Origin of the sequence: Aequorivita aquimaris (assembly GCF_001573155.1) — a bacterium.
Classification (GTDB): Bacteria; Bacteroidota; Bacteroidia; order Flavobacteriales; family Flavobacteriaceae; genus Aequorivita; species Aequorivita aquimaris.
The window spans coordinates 201,894-219,601 of record NZ_JRWG01000002.1; the positions used below are offsets into that span (position 1 = coordinate 201,894).

Annotated in this window: 15 protein-coding genes; 8 read left to right on the plus strand and 7 right to left on the minus strand. The window is 39.2% G+C overall.

From position 1 onward, the window contains the following. The first annotated feature begins 56 nt into the window (after window positions 1-56). The 6 genes from LS48_RS03655 to LS48_RS03680 are packed head-to-tail and all read left to right on the plus strand — an operon-like array spanning window position 57 to window position 6,472. A complete protein-coding gene (locus LS48_RS03655) occupies window positions 57-1,511 on the plus strand; it encodes an oligosaccharide flippase family protein (RefSeq protein WP_062620073.1) in 1,455 nt (484 codons plus the stop codon). A 5-nt stretch (window positions 1,512-1,516) separates the two neighbouring features. Next, the gene (gene dut, locus LS48_RS03660) at window positions 1,517-1,951 is read left to right on the plus strand and encodes a dUTP diphosphatase (RefSeq protein ID WP_045078868.1); all 435 of its coding nucleotides are present in this window, start codon (window positions 1,517-1,519) and stop codon (window positions 1,949-1,951) included. 49 nt (window positions 1,952-2,000) lie between these two features. Continuing rightward, window positions 2,001-3,017 (plus strand): sugar phosphate nucleotidyltransferase, encoded by a 1,017-nt coding sequence (locus tag LS48_RS03665; RefSeq protein ID WP_062620076.1) that lies wholly within the window; start codon window positions 2,001-2,003, stop codon window positions 3,015-3,017. A gap of 29 nt (window positions 3,018-3,046) precedes the next feature. Continuing rightward, the gene (locus LS48_RS03670) at window positions 3,047-4,411 is read left to right on the plus strand and encodes a tetratricopeptide repeat protein (RefSeq protein ID WP_062620078.1); all 1,365 of its coding nucleotides are present in this window, start codon (window positions 3,047-3,049) and stop codon (window positions 4,409-4,411) included. A 12-nt stretch (window positions 4,412-4,423) separates the two neighbouring features. After that, the gene (gene lolB1 / locus LS48_RS03675) at window positions 4,424-5,182 is read left to right on the plus strand and encodes a lipoprotein insertase outer membrane protein LolB1 (RefSeq protein ID WP_162266492.1); all 759 of its coding nucleotides are present in this window, start codon (window positions 4,424-4,426) and stop codon (window positions 5,180-5,182) included. After that, window positions 5,183-6,472 carry a murein hydrolase activator EnvC family protein gene (locus tag LS48_RS03680; RefSeq protein ID WP_062620085.1) on the plus strand — a complete coding sequence of 430 codons (1,290 nt, stop codon included), beginning with the start codon at window positions 5,183-5,185 and terminating at the stop codon, window positions 6,470-6,472. Between the two features lie 49 nt (window positions 6,473-6,521). Here the strand turns inward: LS48_RS03680 and LS48_RS03685 are convergent, their stop codons facing one another. The 3 genes from LS48_RS03685 to LS48_RS03695 all read right to left on the minus strand — a co-directional run bounded on the left by LS48_RS03685 (window position 6,522) and on the right by LS48_RS03695 (window position 10,974). Continuing rightward, window positions 6,522-9,245, minus strand: a complete 2,724-nt coding sequence (locus tag LS48_RS03685; RefSeq protein WP_062620088.1) for a S8 family serine peptidase — start codon at window positions 9,243-9,245, stop codon at window positions 6,522-6,524. Between the two features lie 194 nt (window positions 9,246-9,439). Continuing rightward, on the minus strand, window positions 9,440-9,949 hold the full coding sequence (locus LS48_RS03690) for an acyl-CoA thioesterase (RefSeq protein WP_062620091.1): 510 nt from the start codon (window positions 9,947-9,949) through the stop codon (window positions 9,440-9,442). 86 nt (window positions 9,950-10,035) lie between these two features. Beyond that, window positions 10,036-10,974, minus strand: coding sequence for an HU domain-containing protein (locus tag LS48_RS03695; RefSeq protein WP_062620671.1), 939 nt, complete (start codon window positions 10,972-10,974; stop codon window positions 10,036-10,038). A 112-nt stretch (window positions 10,975-11,086) separates the two neighbouring features. Between LS48_RS03695 and dprA the strand changes: the two genes are divergently transcribed. Continuing rightward, window positions 11,087-12,190, plus strand: a complete 1,104-nt coding sequence (gene dprA, locus LS48_RS03700; RefSeq protein ID WP_062620672.1) for a DNA-processing protein DprA — start codon at window positions 11,087-11,089, stop codon at window positions 12,188-12,190. Window positions 12,191-12,280: 90 nt separating this feature from the next. Here dprA and trpS read toward each other — a convergent pair whose 3' ends face one another. After that, window positions 12,281-13,249, minus strand: coding sequence for a tryptophan--tRNA ligase (trpS, locus tag LS48_RS03705; protein ID WP_062620093.1), 969 nt, complete (start codon window positions 13,247-13,249; stop codon window positions 12,281-12,283). A 74-nt stretch (window positions 13,250-13,323) separates the two neighbouring features. Here trpS and LS48_RS03710 point away from each other — a divergent pair, with 74 nt between their 5' ends. Beyond that, entirely contained in the window at window positions 13,324-14,064 is a 741-nt protein-coding gene (locus tag LS48_RS03710; RefSeq protein ID WP_062620095.1) for a lysophospholipid acyltransferase family protein, read from the plus strand. A 94-nt stretch (window positions 14,065-14,158) separates the two neighbouring features. On the opposite strand, the gene LS48_RS03715 is transcribed toward LS48_RS03710, so the two are convergent. The 3 genes from LS48_RS03715 to recA all read right to left on the minus strand — a co-directional run bounded on the left by LS48_RS03715 (window position 14,159) and on the right by recA (window position 17,450). Beyond that, entirely contained in the window at window positions 14,159-15,688 is a 1,530-nt protein-coding gene (locus tag LS48_RS03715; RefSeq protein WP_062620097.1) for an outer membrane beta-barrel protein, read from the minus strand. 86 nt (window positions 15,689-15,774) lie between these two features. Continuing rightward, window positions 15,775-16,314 (minus strand): RNA polymerase sigma factor, encoded by a 540-nt coding sequence (locus tag LS48_RS03720; protein WP_062620099.1) that lies wholly within the window; start codon window positions 16,312-16,314, stop codon window positions 15,775-15,777. A 128-nt stretch (window positions 16,315-16,442) separates the two neighbouring features. Further along, entirely contained in the window at window positions 16,443-17,450 is a 1,008-nt protein-coding gene (recA, locus tag LS48_RS03725) for a recombinase RecA (RefSeq protein WP_062620101.1), read from the minus strand. Between the last annotated feature and the right edge of the window lie 258 nt (window positions 17,451-17,708).

Here is a 17,708-nt window from a genome sequence, read left to right on the forward strand (position 1 = left end):
AAATAGGTTTCAAAACTATTATTTTCAATACTTTTGCGCTATAAAACCGCACCGCATTGAGCGTTTTCAAAAAACTTTTTAAACAGACATTTATTTACGGCTTGGCCACCGTGCTGCCGCGGGTTTTAGCGGTTATTCTCGTGCCGCTTTACACTACGGTTATGCTGCCCGAGGAATACGGTATTTACTCCACATTAATGGCTTACCTTATTTTAGGAAATGTTTTGTTGAGCTACGGAATGGAAACAGCATTTTTCAGATTTATAACCAAAGATGCTGATAATCAAAAAATTGTACAATCCACCACACTTACCTCAATTTCGGTATCTACATTGGTTTTTTTGGGAATTACGCTTCTATTTACCAACCAAATTGCCACAGTTGCCGAATTTAAACCCGAATATGTAACCTACGGTTTACTGATTCTAGCTTTGGATGCTTTAGTGGTTTTGCCCTTTGCATGGTTTCGCGTAAACGAAAGACCGATTCGCTATGCAGTGGTTAAAATTTTCAACGTCGTTGTCAATCTCGCTTTCAACTTATTTTTTCTTTTATTGCTTCCGAAACTTGCCGTAAATAGTAGTTTTTGGAACTCCCTTTGGTTTCCGGAAAACAAAGTAGCTTATGTTTTCATCGCAAATTTAATTGCGAGTGCGGTAACACTTTTGGTATTGCTGCCACTTTATGTGAAAATAGGCTTCGGCTTCAATAAAACTATTTGGAAACAAATGATGAAATACGCCATTCCCGTGTTGATTGCAGGAATTGCTTTCAGCGTAAACGAAGCTTTTGATAGAATTCTTCTGAAATATCTACTCCCCGAAAATATAGCCGAAACCCAAGTGGGGCTTTACTCAGCCTGCTATAAACTGGGGATGTTTATGACGCTTTTCGTAATGGCTTTCCGTTTGGGGATTGAACCCTTTTTTTTCAATCATTCCGGCCACGAAAATGCGAAAAACACCTATGCTACCATTACCAAATATTTCACGCTTTTCGGCTGCCTCATTCTTTTGGTAGTGGTTGTGTATATTGACGTTTTTAAAAGAATCCTAATCCCAAACAGCCAATATTGGGAGGCGTTGAAAATTGTACCGCTCATTCTTTTGGCGAATCTTTTTTTGGGAATTTACCACAACCTTTCGGTATGGTATAAAGTTACTGACCGTACTAAGTTCGGAGCCTATATCTCGGTTTTCGCAGCCATTGTAACTTTAGTTTTGAACTATGTTTTGATTCCAATTATCGGTTATATGGGCTCCGCAATCGCAACGCTTGCCGCCTATGGCAGTATGATGGTGCTTTCGTATCTTTACGGGCGCAAGTATTATGACGTTCCTTACCAAGTAAAAAAAATATGCGGTTATATTTTGTTGGCCATTGGCTTTTCGGCAATTTCCTTTTACGCTTTCAACGGAAATATTTGGCTGGGAACTGCGTTGTTAGTAGTGTTTGCCATAATTATGTTCTATTCTGAAAAGAAGGAATTTTTAAAAATCATCCGAAAATAAATTCAATGACAATTAAAATAATCAACAAATCAAACCACCCATTGCCTTCCTACGAAACCATAGCTTCCGCCGGAATGGATTTACGCGCCTGCGTTGACGGGCCTTCAACTTTAAAACCCTTGCAACGCGCCATTGTAAAGACGGGACTTTTTATTGAATTGCCAATAGGTTACGAAGCCCAAGTGCGTCCGCGCAGTGGTCTGGCAGCAAAAAAAGGAATCACTGTTTTGAATTCTCCCGGAACCATCGATGCCGATTATCGCGGGGAGATTGGGGTGATTTTGGTAAACCTTTCCAATGAAGATTTCACTATCGAGCACGGAGAACGCATCGCCCAATTGGTAATCGCAAAACACGAACGTGCCGTTTGGGAAGAAGTTGAGGAATTGACGGATACTTCTCGCGGTGCTGGGGGTTTTGGTTCAACAGGTACAAAGTAAAAATAGCAATTCAAAAAAAATCTAAAATCGTTAATCGACAATCGTAAACATGAAGATTATAGTCCCAATGGCCGGAAGAGGTTCACGTCTTCGCCCACATACACTTACAATCCCGAAACCCTTGATTCCCGTTGCGGGAAAACCCATCGTGCACCGTTTGGTGGAAGACATTGTTGGTGTGCTTAACGAAGATATTGACGAAATTGCCTTCATCCTCGGCGACCCCGCTTTTTTTGGCGATGAAGTGGTTGACAGCTTAAAAGCACTTGCCACAAGTTTGGGCGCCAAACCTACCATTTACCGCCAGCTCGACCCCAAAGGTACGGGCCACGCCATTATGTGCGCCAAAGATTCGCTTTCGGGCCCTGCGGTGATTGCTTACGCAGATACGTTGATACGTGCCGATTTTGATTTGGACAAAGATGCAGACGCTGTAATCTGGACCAAAAAAGTTGCAAATCCGGAAGCCTATGGGGTTGTAAATCTAAACGAAAAGAACGAAATAATCGAACTGGTTGAAAAGCCAAAAGAATATGTGAGCGACCAAGCCGTTATAGGTATTTATTATTTTAAGGATATTTCGCAATTGAAAAATGAACTGCAATATGTTTTGGACAACAACATCATCAACGGTGGCGAATACCAAATCAACGACGGAATCAAAAGAATGATGGCTTCCGGAAAAATTTTCAAAACCGGAACGGTTGATGAGTGGATGGACTGCGGCAACAAAGAAGTTACCGTGGAAACCAACCAGAAAATGTTGGGCTTCCTTTCCGAAGCAAATGAACCGCTTATCTCAGAGAATATTTCAAAAGAAAATTCAAAAATAATTGAACCTTGCTTTATCGGCAATGGCGTTGTCTTGAAAAACAGCACAATAGGTCCCTATGCTTCGCTCGGGGAGGGCACGGTAATTGAGGGCAGTACGGTAAAAAACAGCATTATTCAAACCAATTCAACAATAAAGAATGCCAATTTGGACAACGCAATGATTGGCAATTACGCTACTTTTGATGGCAAGTTTACCAGTGTGAGTATTGGAGATTATTCTGAATTAAAATAAATTTCCTGCGAAGACAGGAATCTCAAGATTTGAAGCTAAAACTGATATACATCCTTCTACTTTTCTTTGGAATTCTTCTTCCGAAGCAACTCTGTGCCCAAGAAACCGAAACTCCCGCAAGTGGCGAACCGGAGAATGTTACCGATGCGTTTCAGGAGAGCTTTTTTGAAGCGCTCAAACAAAAGGGCATAGAAAACTATGAACTGGCCCTCGCCGCCCTGAACAAAGCCGAAAAAGCGGCAAAAACCGAAGAAAACAAAGCGGTGGTCTATTTTGAAATGGGCAAAAACCACACCTATTTAAAACAATATGCCGAGGCCGAAGCAAACTTCAACAAAGTATTGAAAAGTCAGGGCGACCGCTTGGATGTTTTGGAACAATTTTACGAACTCTATTACCAGCAAAAGGAATACGAAAAATCCATCCCGTTGGTGCAAAAATTAATTCCTTTTGATGAAGATTACAAGGAGGATCTGGCCAATCTATATATACTCACGCAGCAATACGACAAGGCTTTGGTGCAATTGGACGAACTTGACCAAATTTGGGGCGAGAGCGACATCCGCAATGCCCTGCGCGCCCAAATTTACCGCGCTGCCGGCAATACGGAAGGCGCCATTGAAAACCTGGAACAAAAAATAGATAACAATCCTAAAAACGAGAAAGAATACTTAAACCTCATCTTTCTTTACAGCGAACAGGGCAACAAGGAAAAAGCCTTCGAAGCCGCAAAAAATCTTCTGAAAAACAATCCAAAATCAGAATTGGTACATTTGGCGCTTTACAAATTTTATCTCGATGAGGGCAATGCTTCGGAAGCCATAAAATCCATGAAAATCGTTTTTAATTCGGAAGAAGTTGACAAAGAAACACAATACAAAGTGTTGGGTGATTTTATTCAGTTTGTTAATGAAAACCCAGAATACGAAACAGATTTAGCTGAAATCGTAAATCAATTTTCAATTGAAAATGGCCGTGTTTACGAAAAACTCGGTGATTATTACGCAGCAAAAAACAGAAAGGAAGATGCGCTCAATGCCTATGAAAAAGGAATAGTCCAAGACCCAGACAATTACAATCTTTTGAAGAATACACTTTTGTTCCAAATAGATTTCAAGAAATATGAGGCCGCTGCAAAATTGAGCTCCGAAGGTCTTGAAATCTTTCCAGCACAGGCACTTTTATATTTATTGAACGGTGTGGCAAATAATGGGCTTCAAAAAAGTGAGGCTGCAATTGAAAGTCTTGAAATTGGTTTGGATTTTATATTGGAAGATCCAAAAATGGAACGCGATTTTTACGAACAATTAAGCTTAGCACACCGAACCAAAGGCAATGCCCAAAAAGCCAAAATGTATGCTGACAAAGCCACAGCAATCATATTACCGAATTAAACAGCTATGAATTTGAAACCCTTATATATTTTGCTGCTATTGGTACTTGCATCCTGTGGCGGCACCAAGAAAATAACAACAATCGAAGATGCTTCCGCTAAGGAAGTTATTTCTGCCCATAAAGCAGTCGCGCCAGATTTTAAAACCTTGGCAGGCCGTGTGCAGTTGGTTTATGAAACCGATGAAAAACTACAGAGCATTACTGTGAGCCTTCGGATGGAAAAAGATAAAAACATTTGGATAAAAGCTTCGGTTTTGGGTATTACTATTGCAAAGGTTTTGATAACACCTACAAGCGTGAGTTACTATGAAACCGTTGGCAACACCTATTTTGAAGGTGATTTTGCATTGTTGGGTGAATGGATTGGTACCCCAATCAATTTTCAGCAAGCCCAGAATATGCTTTTGGGCCAATCTATTTTCACATTGAATCCTTCGGAATATAAAGCAGAAGTTTTTCAGAATAAATTCAAAATTCAGCCTAAGCAACAACCCCAAAATTTTATACATTCGTTGTTTTTAAATCCAGAAAATTTCAAAATTGCCTTGGAAACCCTATCGCAACCGAATGCTGACAGGTTATTGAGCATTCGTTACGGTGAGTATCAAGAAATTGAAGGTCAATATTTTCCAACAACAATTTTAATAGACACTTCTGAAAAGGGTTCAAAAACGAAAATAGAAATGAATTTCAAAAAAATAGATTTGAATGCAAACGTGAGTTTTCCGTTTGAAATTCCACAAGGCTACGAAGAAATCCAACTTAACTAAATGAAGCACTTTCGCACATATCTTTTTTTATTGATCTCTTTAACGACGGTTTCTGTATCGGCCCAAATTGATAAACAAAAGGAGCTAGAGGAAAAACGGCAGGCTATTCTAGAGGAAATAAAACAAATAAACTCGCTTCTTTTCAAAACAAAAAAGGAGGAAAAGTCAGTGCTTTCGCAAGTTGAAGACCTCAACCAGCGCATTGCGGCCAGCGAAAACCTTATTCGTGTAACCAACCAGCAAGCAAATTTACTTACCCGAAACATCAATGACAATATTGAAAAGATAAGCACACTGCGCGAAGAGCTTAAGGTGATGAAGGCAGATTATGCTGAAATGGTCAGAAAATCATACAAAAGCAAAAACCAGCAGAGCAGGATTATGTTTTTGTTGTCTTCACGGAACTTTCTGCAGGCGTACAAACGCGTTCAATATATGAAGCAATATGCCAAATTTAGAAAAAAACAAGGCGAGGGCATCAAGGCAAAAACCGAAGAACTTCAGAAATTAAATGCCGATTTGATTGAGCAGAAAAAGACCAAACAAAAATTGATTGCAGAAAACGAAGTGGCGAAATCACAATTAACTGAAGAGCGCAAGAACCAACAAGCATTGGTTGCAACTTTAAAAAAGGACGAAAGTAAGTTTGCATCACAAATAAGAACCAAGCAGAAGCAGGCAGACGAGATAGACCGCCAGATAGATGCGCTTATAAAAGCCGCGATAGAAGAGGCAAATAGAATAGCCAGAGAAAAAGCTCTTGCCGAAGAAAAAGCTAAAGGGAATACAACTACATCTACCTCAACTAAAAATGTTAGAACCAAACCGGCAAAAGCAGAGGAGTTTGCGCTAACTGCAGAAGAGAAAACCCTTGCCGCAAGCTTTACCAACAATAAAGGAAAACTTCCGTGGCCAGTTGAGAAAGGTATGGTTGTAAAGAGTTTTGGAACACATCAACACCCGCAGTTTCCGAACGTTACTACCAACAGCAGCGGTGTAGAGATTGCTACTGCAGATAATGAGCAGGTGCGCTCCATTTTTGAAGGTCAGGTTATGGCTATTCAAATAATAAAAGGAGCCAACAAAGTGGTTTTTATACAGCACGGTGATTATATTTCGGTTTATAGTAACCTTGCTACCGTTTCTGTAAAAAAAGGCGATAAGGTTTCTACTAAACAGGCTATAGGTACTGTTGCCAAGAGTCATACTGAAGGAAGAACGGTCCTGAAATTCTATATTTATCAAAACAAAACAAAAATAAATCCTGCAGATTGGATTTATAGGATGTAAAAAAAGGGAGCCAAGCAGCTCCCTTTTTTAAAATCAATTTTTCCTAAGATTATTGAACAACCAGTTTTTTAGTTGTTGTACTTTCCCCAGCCTTAATGGTTATAAAATAGATTCCTGAGCTGTAGTTAGAAACATTCAAGCTAGTACTTGATGCATTATCTACATTAGTTTTTCTTTCTAAAACTTGACCTAAGCTATTTACAATTGTTACATCAAAATTGCTGAAGGTTTTATCTGAAATGCTAATGAATACTTCGCTTGTTGCCGGGTTAGGATAGAGAGCAACAGCATTTTCCATACTATTTTCAGAAACACCTAACTGGCAATCCAAAATTCCTCCCGCATAAAATTTAGCACGGGTTCTTTCACCTTCCCATCCTTCAGAATCATTTTTGGCACTTATAGCGTACCACATTTCATCATCTGGGTTGGTAATAGGTATGGTAATGGAGTTTGTATTTGTAGTACCAACTACTTCCATATATTTTTCTCCTAATAGATAAAAATCGTACGATTCCGCACCATCAACAGCTATCCATTCAAAGGTTGCTGAAGATGGACAAACCTCTACAATATTATAGCTATTGGTAGTTCTGGCTATGTTGAATGTTTCGTCGCTAACATCTTGAAAAGCACCACTCGTAACTCTAATTAGTGCGTTTCCGGTTATTTCGTTGGCAGTAGTCCAATTGTAGAAATGAGTATCATTTGGCACTGTTGCTATATTGGTCCAGCTGCTACCATTATCGGTAGAATATTCCAATACAAAATCTTCAGTAGTATTAACTTCGTCCCAATGGATTGTTTCAGCAACAAAAGGCTGAAAATGTTCGCCTCCATTAGGATATGTCATTACAACATTTTCTGAAATCAGTTCATAAACAACAAAATATTCTTGAGGACCAAAAGGCACGTTAAAACCTGTAATATCAATATCATAATTACCAGCGGCTGGCGCATTGATTAAAACTTGCTCTACATTGTTTAAATGGTCAGGACCAGTTGTTGCAGGATTATCCAATGTTACTGGGTTTGGGGTTGGGTCGAGTATCCAAGGCTCCAAAACATTATTGGAAGGATCTGTTACCAATAAATCCAAATCATTAACCAATGCTGGGTCAGCTCCAGGTGATGCGGCGGGATCGCTCCAATAAACCATAAAGCGTACCTGGGTAGTACCAGCAGGCACGTTAATAGTATGGTTATTGGTATTTCCTTGGCTAACCTGATCAGAAAGGTAACGCCCGTCTTCAATCAATTTTACAGCTTGCAAGGCATTTACAATTCCCCAACCAAATTTATAATCGGGTCCAATATTTCCCGCTTCGTTAGCCGTATTAAGCAAAGTTGCCTTTATTAAGGCTGAAGGTGGAAAATCGCCACCATTTATGTTTCCGTAGGCTTGATAAAGTTGTGCAGAAATACCCGCAATACCAGGTGCAGCACCAGAAGTACCTCCAAATGTTTGGTACGTATTATTTTCGTTTGTGGAGATTTGGTTTTGACCGTTGGCTGCAATATCTGGTTTAATTCTTCCATCATGTGCTGGACCACGGCTACTAGAATTTACTAATGAGCCATCATAAAATACATTTGCAGTTGCTATTACATTCTTGCCTTGCTTATGGCCACCGGTAATATTTCCCCACTGATTACCAGCTCCATAACCGCAATTATTATTGTTTGAATTTCCTGCGGAAAAAACATGTAATAATGTGGGAATATCAAGTGTTTGTTGATCTACCGTCTCTGTTATACTGGTATATCCTGCATTACAGCCGTTACTATATGATGAGTTTGTGATTTGAACACTTCCATCGTTGATCAAAGTTAATGTAGGAGTATCCAAAAAGTCACTTACATAATTTACTACATAAACATCGGTCCCAGCTGCCATACCGCGGTATTGTGGCACCAAGTTACCGGCTCCTGCCATAATTCCACCCACGCCATCACCATGTGATTGATTTGAAACAGCTGTAAGGTTTGTTAATCTTCCTTGGAAATCTATATGTGGGCCAACACGTCCATCATCGCGTACCATTACGCCAATACCTTCTCCGGTGTAATTTCTTCCTGCTCCCGTTTGTGTATCCAAATTATTTGCTCTGTGAAGACTTCTTCCCTTTGTATCATCCTTTACGGCTGGAGCAACCACAAGATCAACCCACTTAACAAAAGATAAATTTGAAATTGTCTCCAAACAATTATTTGGAATCGACAAATCTAGGGTTTGGTATTCTTTATGATCTTCCTTAACAATTATCTGTTGTTGTGCTAATTGGTTGATTACATAGTTATTGCTCACGTTTTTGTGATATTGAAGAGTTACCAAAATATTGTCACCATCCATAGCCCAATGCTCATAAGGTGGATTTTTTAATTGATAAGAAAGTTTTGCCTTTCCATCAACAGGAACAATTGTACGCACCCCATTAGCTCTTAAAAATGAAATTGAAGTATTTTCAGGAAAATAAAAAAGATATGTTTTGTGCGGAATATACTCCAAAAGCTCCAAATTGTTTTGTTCAAACAGATCTTGAACGTTCTGCGTTGGCGTTTCATAGAATTGAACCCAGCCCACATAACCGTTGTTAAGCCTTGCAGATTCTGGCATTTGGCTCCATTGAAAGCTCGTAATGTTTTCAGGCATTACAATGGTTTCGCCCTGAAACTTGATGTCAGTTGAATTTTGAGCAAAGGACATTGAAAATACAAGTGTCAACGCCAAAAAACAGATACTTTGAAAAGAAAAAATTGTAGTTTTTTTCATAATTGCTATGGATTTGATAATAGATTTAAAAAAATCCTTTTATGAAATTAACAGAAAATTTCATGAAAGGATTCCAAATATATTTAATACCAGCATTAAAGCAATCATGATTTTGGGAAAATATTTCATTTTAACATAAAACCATCCCCTCAGAAGGCTAACGGAATCAATAGTTTATGAAAATAGTATGAAAGTTATTGAAATAAAGCCTTTAGCTCTGTAGCATCTTTGGGCTTCATTTTTCCAGCAAGTACAAGGCTCAATTGTTTACGGCGAAGAGCCGCCTCAAAACGTTTTTTCTCCAGTTCGGTCTCTGGGACAATTTCGGGAACACGTACTGGATTGCCCATTTCATCCACAGCCACAAATGTATATATTGCTTCGTTTGAAAGGCTTCTTTCACCACTTTCACGATCTTCAATAAAAACGTCCATGTAAACCTCCATGGAACTACTAAAGGCCCTGGAAACTTTTGCTTCCACTGTTACAACGCTCCCCAAAGGTATCATTTTGTTGAACGCTACATGGTTTACTGAAGCCGTAACTACAATTCTACGACTATGGCGACGAGCAGCTATACTGGCCGCACGATCCATTCTTGCCAATAGTTCGCCTCCAAACATATTTCCTATTGGATTGGTCTCGCTGGGCAAAACCATATCTGTATAAACAGTCAAAGATTGTTGCGGTGTTTTAGATTGCATCTGTGAAAATTTTTGCAAAGATACCTAAGTTCGGAATATAGAGAAGTGAAAAATGAAGAAAGAAAAAACAGGACAATAAAGAGATTTTACTGAATCTCTTGAATCAAAAGCCAAGCATCGGCATTTTCAGATCTCTGAATTTCATAAAGTTTTCGTTGTGCTTCCAACTTGTCATCAAAGCTCGCATAGAGAACTTGATGCAGCCCATAGCGATTAACCTCCATTTTTAAAGGAGAATAGCCTTTTTCACGCAGTTGTGAGACCTTCTTTTCAGCATTTGCTTCCATACGGTACGCCCCGGCAACAATATGGTACAATCCCGTATGTTTTGGAACTTGCAGGCTAAGCACCGGCAGTGGATTTTCAATTACAAAAGTTGCTTCCTGTATTTGGTTTTCAACAAGACTATTGGCCTTTTCCCTTTCCGCATAGTTAAATTTTTGAACCTGACTTTCATAAAGCTTCAAACTCCCGAAACCTATTGCTGATAGTGCAATGACCGCAATTGCCGCATATTTAAGGTAGGGTTTAGCCTTCCTTCTTTCAGGCGTAAAATGTATGGGCGTCTTTTCTTCTATAGCTTCAACAGTTTCTCTGTATGCCTCGCGGCTTATTTTTTGTGAAACAAAAGAAGATAGACCAAAAGCCGAAGTACTGAAATTCTGTTGCTGTAACGGTTCAAACTGAAGTGATTTTTCTTCGTTAAACGAAAACTCACCTATATTTTTGAAAGAAATTGTTTTTCCCTCCGAAAGTTCTCTTGAGATTTGAGCCGTGAAACTTCTTATTTGCTGCAATGCCGTTTCATAACTGCATTTTTCTGCCGAAGCCACATAGTTTGCAAACAAACCATCGTTGGCCTGTAACTGTTTGTTGAAGGAAACAATTTTAGAGGGTGGATGAAAGGTGTTGGAAGTATCGTCAATATGCGCAGATTTGTATCGCGTCAAAAACGCCCCAAAACCAGGAATAATCACACATTCGTATCGGTAGAGCAGGTCGGCTATGTAGGTTGTAAGTTGCATATTAACAAAATTAGCGTTTTTTGGAGGCAATCCAATTTTTGTTTTGGTAATTTATCAACAACTCAAAATTTTCGTATTTTTAGAAACTCCCCCGATTGTAATTCTCAAAAATATGCTTTCAAAAACCGAACTGCGCTATACGCTTGCCTTGCAGCGAATTCCAAATCTGGGCGACATTTCAGCAAAAAAACTATTGCGGAAAATGGGTTCTGCGGAAGCAGTTTTCAAAGAGAAAAAAAGCAATCTCGCCAAAATTGACGGCATCGGGCTATTTACTTTAAATGGATTTAATTCAAAAATTCAACTAGAGGAAGCTGATGAGGAAATTCAATTTATTGAGGACAACAAAATTGAATACAGCTATTTTTTGGACAAGGATTATCCTGAAAATTTAAAGCATTGTACTGATGGCCCAGTACTAATATTCAAAAAAGGAAACATTGACCTTAAAAATAAAAAAATAATCAGTATCGTTGGCGCCCGCCAAATGACAAGTTATGGACAATCTATTTGTGAGGATTTAATTTCAACGCTTGCGCCACTAAACCCAATAATTGTTTCTGGCTTAGCCTTTGGAGTAGACGTATGTGCGCACAAAACGGCGATAAAAGAAAATATACAAAATATAGCCTGTTTGGGGCATGGACTCAACCAAATTTACCCAAAAGAACATAAAAAATACTTGTCAAAAATTCAAGAAAATGGAGGCTTAATAACAGAATTTTGGAGCAGTGATCAGTTTGTTCCTGCAAATTTCTTAAAAAGAAACCGAATTATCGCTGGTCTTTCTGAAGCGACAATTGTCATAGAATCTGCTGAAAAAGGGGGAAGCTTGGTAACAGCAGATATTGCAAATTCATATAATCGTGAAGTGTTTGCAGTTCCCGGAAGAGCCACAGATAGTCAAAGTCGGGGGTGCAATAATTTGATAAAGCAACAAAAAGCACAACTACTCACGAGCGCTGCAGATATAATTTATATGTTGGGTTGGGAGTTGAAAGAAGATCAAAAACCAAAACAGATCCAACTCTTTGTGGAATTGGATGAAGAAGAAAAAGTAATTTTTCGTTTTTTAAAGGAAAAGGAAAAAGAACTGCTGGACATTATCGCCTTGGAATGTAACATTCCCGCGTTCAAAACCGCCAGTATTTTGATGAATATGGAATTGAAAGGTGTTGTTAGACCGTTGCCGGGCAAATTGTTTCAATTGGTTTAAAAAGATATCAGTTCGAGCACTGTCGAGAACTCACTATTTATAGGCGTTGGAATAGGTCTCGACAGCGTTCGACCGGACATTAAAATTTAATTAATAACCCACTTTCTCCCGAACTCTTTTCAAAACATCATCGGCAACTTTTCTGGCTTTTTCGGCACCTGTGCTCAAAGCCGCATCTATTTCAGGAAGATTATCCATAAAATAGTGATAGCGAGTGCGCTCTTCAGAAAACTTTTCGGTTATCAATTCAAATAAGGCTTGTTTTGCATGGCCGTAGCCGTAATTTCCTGCCTCGTAGTTTTTTCGCATTTGCACAACCTCTTCTTTAGTGCCAAGAATTTTATACAGTGCAAAAACGTTACAGGTATCAGGATTTTTCGGCGCTACCATCGGCGTACTGTCGGTTTCAATACCCATTATCTGCTTCCGAAGTTTTTTATCATCCAAAAATATGTTGATATAATTTCCTTTGGATTTGCTCATCTTAGTACCATCCGTGCCGGGAATATACATTGTTTCTTCCTGAACCTTGCCAACGGGCATCACAAAAGTTTCACCCATCTGCGCATGAAAACGTGACGCTACATCGCGCGTTATTTCAATGTGCTGCATTTGGTCCTTCCCCACGGGGACTATTTCGGCATCGTACAAGAGGATATCTGCCGCCATAAGCATGGGGTAGGTAAAAAGCCCTGCATTTACATCTTCCAAACGGTCTGCCTTATCTTTAAAGGAATGTGCCAACGTCAATCTTTGGAACGGAAAAAAGCAACTCAAATACCACGAAAGCTCAGTAGTTTGTGGCACATCGCTCTGCCGATAAAACACCACCCTTTCAATATCCAACCCAAAAGCTAACCAAGTTGCGGCAACACTATATGTATTTGTGCGAAGTGTATCAGCATTTTTTATTTGCGTTAATGAGTGCATATCTGCAATAAAAAGGAAAGAATCGTTCTTGGGGTCATTTGCCATTTCGATGGCTGGAACGATTGCGCCTAAAAGATTTCCGAGATGAGGAGTGCCTGTGCTTTGTATTCCTGTAAGTATTCTTGACATGGTTTAAAAAAATTTCAGCAAAGGTACTTTTTTTGATTTATTCGCATCGTTCAAATTATTACTTTTGAACCTCCATGAAGCTAATTCAACAAATTTTTTCAGCATTTTACCGTATCTGGTTTTATTTGATAGTCGCCTTGGCCACTATCCTGCTCTTTCCGTTCTTGGTAATAAGCATTCTGAAAAATTCCTGGTATCCTTTTTTCTTCAAGGTTGCCCGAGCTTGGTCTGCTATTATTATTTATGGAATTGGCTGTTACACTATAATAAAACGTGAAGTGGAATATGAAAGAGGAAAGAGCTATATGTTTGTGGCCAACCACACTTCGATGACCGATATTATGTTGATGTTCTATGCCACAAAAAATCCTTTCGTTTTTGTGGGCAAAAAGGAATTGGCAAAGATTCCATTATTCGGATATATTTACAAACGCACTTGTATTTTAGTAGACCGCGGAAACACTAAAAGCCGTGTGGAAGCTTTCCGAAGAGCAGAAATACGTTTGAACGAGGGTTTAAGTGTCTGTATTTTCCCCGAAGGCGGAGTGCCGGAGGATCTTTCATTATTACTGGATGAATTTAAGGATGGCGCCTTCAGGCTTGCTATTGAGCACAAAATACCGCTTGCACCAATGACCTTTCACGACAATAAAAAACGCTTTCCGTATTCGTTTTTTAAAGGTGGGCCGGGCAGGATGCGCGTAAAAGTGCACAAAATAATTCCTACTGCAACATTGACCTTAGAAAACAGAAAAGAATTGAAAAGCAAGACACGGCAAGTAATTTTAAGTGAATTACTTAAACCAACGGTGTAAAATTTAGCAATAAAAAAACCGTCCTATGGCGGAGGACGGTCTTTTGCAATCATTTTGTTTGAAGTATATCAAACACATTCAACTAAAAACTAACCTAAAACTTGAAACTCAATCCGCTGTAAACACCTAAATAATATGGTTTAAAGTTTACAGAAGAATCGGTATAAGGGTTGAGCTGGTATTTAAACATGGGCTCAATATTAAACGTAAATTTTTTGGACAATTTATAGTCCAGACCCAGCCCGACGTTAGTTGAAAAACTTACAGAGGAGAGATTATTGGCTTCTCCCAACACACTATTGAAATTATCAGCCTTTACTGAAATTTCGTTATTTCCTAAAAACAAAGTGCTTAAACCACCTATTACATTTACACCAAACCTATTGTCGATAACTGAATATTTAAGTTCTACAGGCACTTCGTAATAATTTATATTTTGTATCAATCGAGCATCTCCCTGCGTAGATTTGGGAGTAATATCTCCAAAACCGTTTGAGGGTCCATTATTTGCCAAGGCTCCTTTATCAAAGGCTGTCACAACAATTTCCCGCCCTCCGTAATCAACGGAACGTAATGCAACGGCCACTGGACCGGTACCTACTTCAATACCAGTAGTGCTATAACTTAAATCTACATTATTAACCCCAGTACGTACACTCAACCTCTTACTTATGGCATAACTTACCTGCACGCCATAACTCATGTTTACATCGCCCTCTTGCGGATTGTCCGCAAAGGAAGGATCAATGGAAGAACCGTTACCCAAGCTGCTATAATATACGGGAGCAACATTTGGAGCTACGTTCCAGCGGTGCTCTGGTTTTTCTTTCTTTTTCTTTTGGGAAACTATTTCTTCATCTTTCTCTGCAATAGCGTCAAAGATTGATTTTTTGTTTTTGGACTCTTCTGTTATTTCTTTCTCGGTTTTCACCAAGTTTTTTTCTGAAGTTAGCTTATCTGGACTTTCATTAAGAACGACAGCTTCTTTTTTGGCATCGAAAATTTTGTCTTTATTAATAAGTTTTTCTTCTTTATCGTTTTTGCCAATATCAGTCTTTTCAGAATTGTTTTTTGAAGAAACTATTCCTTCGTTCAGAGCATTTTTAGAAGGATCCCTCCCAATTAAATTGCTCTTTTGATTTTCTGTTGCCTTTGAAGCTTCTTTTTCAGAATTATTGGAAGCTATAGAAGAATTTTTGAAGAACTTATTTGAAGATTTTTCTTCACTTTTACTTTTGAATGAATCACTCTCGGAAACACTTTCATCTCCTGCAGCATCATTTTGAAGCGTTTTGTCTTCAGAAGCTACCTGAGTTGCATTTGCATCATTTTCTATTTCAGAAGAGTTCTGCTGTAATTCCTTTTCGGTTTTAATCACGTTTTCATCAGTAATCGAAGGAATTTCTGCATCTGTGGAATTATAAAGAGAATCTCCCACGGTCAACAAAAGGGCAAGCAACGCAGCAACACCGCTAAGTTTTATCCACAGGGGTATAACTTTTCGTTCTTTTTTATCCTTTTTAAGCTCGGCCTGGATATTTTCCCAAACGCGCGGCGAAGGAGTGGCCTCAAAATCTTTGAAGCCTTCGTTAAAAATGTTGTCTATGTTTTTCTTTTCTTTCATTCTCACCCTTTTTAAAGGGAAATTTTTCAAAAACCCCTACCCAAACGCAGGGGCTTATTTAATCTAAACAATTCAAAATAATGCTTTTAAGTGTTATCGTTTTTAGCATTATACTCTTCAATTTTATTTTTTAAGATTATTCTGGCGCGTGCTAGGTTTGATTTAGACGTTCCATCGCTGATTCCTAACATTTCTGCAATTTCTTTGTGCTGATAGCCGTCCATTACATACATACTGAACACCAATCGGTATCTATCGGGAAGCTCCTGCACAATTTTCAGCAAAAAATCCAACGGAATATCCTCGCTTTCAATTTCTACCTCAGCTTCGTCTTCAATCTGTCCTTCATCAACAATTTCAAAGGTTCGTTGTTTACGGTATTTTTGAAGTACTGTGTTTACGGTTACCCGTTTCATCCAGCCTTCAAAGGAACCCTTGCCATTATACTGCCCTACTTTCTTAAAAATAGTAATAAAAGCATCCTGCAAATTATCCTCAGCCTCAGTATAGTTAGGCGAATATCGAAGACAAATGGCGAAAAGGATTCTGTTGTACTGTTTGTACAATTCGCCCTGCGCCGTGGCATTTTGCTTTTTGCATAATTCTATGAGCTCGTCTAACGTCAAATGCGGTACCGTGAGTTATTGTTCCGTTGTAAATACCTCTTATTTCAGAGGGCAACCGTAATAATCAAGGCTCCTACATTTTGTAGATACCACATTATCAAAAGGGTTGCGTAGGTAACATAAAAATTTTATTGGTTTATCGCGGCAATGGCATCTTTGATTTTCTTTTCTAGCTCGTCCATTAATTCTGGATTGTCCAGCAGTAGGTTTTTAACCGCGTCGCGACCTTGCCCCAATTTGGTATCGTCATAACTGAACCAAGAGCCTGCTTTTTTGATAATTTCGAAATCTACGCCGAGGTCGATAATTTCGCCCACCTTTGAAATTCCTTCACCGTACATGATGTCGAATTCTGCTTGTTTGAAGGGAGGCGCCACTTTGTTTTTAACCACTTTTACGCGGGTCTTGTTACCGGTGGCGTTACTTTCGGTATCTTTAATCTGTGTGGAACGACGTATGTCTAAACGCACGGAAGCGTAAAATTTTAAAGCGTTACCACCTGTTGTAGTTTCTGGGTTGCCGAACATTACGCCTATCTTTTCCCGCAACTGGTTGATGAAGATTACCGTACATTTTGTTTTGCTGATGGAACCGGTAAGTTTTCTTAAAGCTTGGCTCATCAAACGTGCATGAAGGCCCATTTTGCTGTCGCCCATTTCGCCTTCTATTTCGCTTTTTGGGGTAAGTGCGGCTACGGAGTCAATAACCACAATGTCTATGGCGCCACTTCGTATTAAGTTGTCCGCGATTTCCAAAGCCTGCTCGCCATTGTCTGGTTGTGAAATGATAAGGTTTTCAATGTCTACCCCTAGTTTTTCAGCATAGATTCTGTCAAAAGCGTGCTCTGCATCAATGAAGGCTGCAATGCCGCCTTTTTTTTGGGCTTCTGCCATTGCGTGGAGGGTTAATGTGGTTTTACCGGAAGATTCTGGGCCATAAATTTCAATGACCCTGCCTCGTGGATAACCGCCTACGCCCAGAGCAACATCGAGACCTAAGGAACCGGTTGGGATTACGTCTACATCTTCTACGGCGCTATCGCCCATTTTCATTACGGTGCCCTTGCCGTAGGTTTTGTCTAGTTTATCGAGAGTAAGCTTTAGTGCTTTTAGTTTTGCGTCTTTTTCGGTGCTCATTTTCAGTATGTTTTATGATGGAATTTTTAAGTAGCTAAGATACTATTTCTTTGTGCTTGGGGCAAAAGTAAAATCTAGGGAGAAACGATTTTTGTTAACAAAAAAGAATCAACACCGCTTATTACGACAAGCGCAGCAAAGTTTGCTGAAAGAACCAAGACTTTCTTGAGAGCGGAAGGTACTAATATGAAAGCGGGTGCAATATTTGTTAAAGCCAACGCGAGAAGTGTTAAAGCCAAGCAGTTATTTGTTAATGCG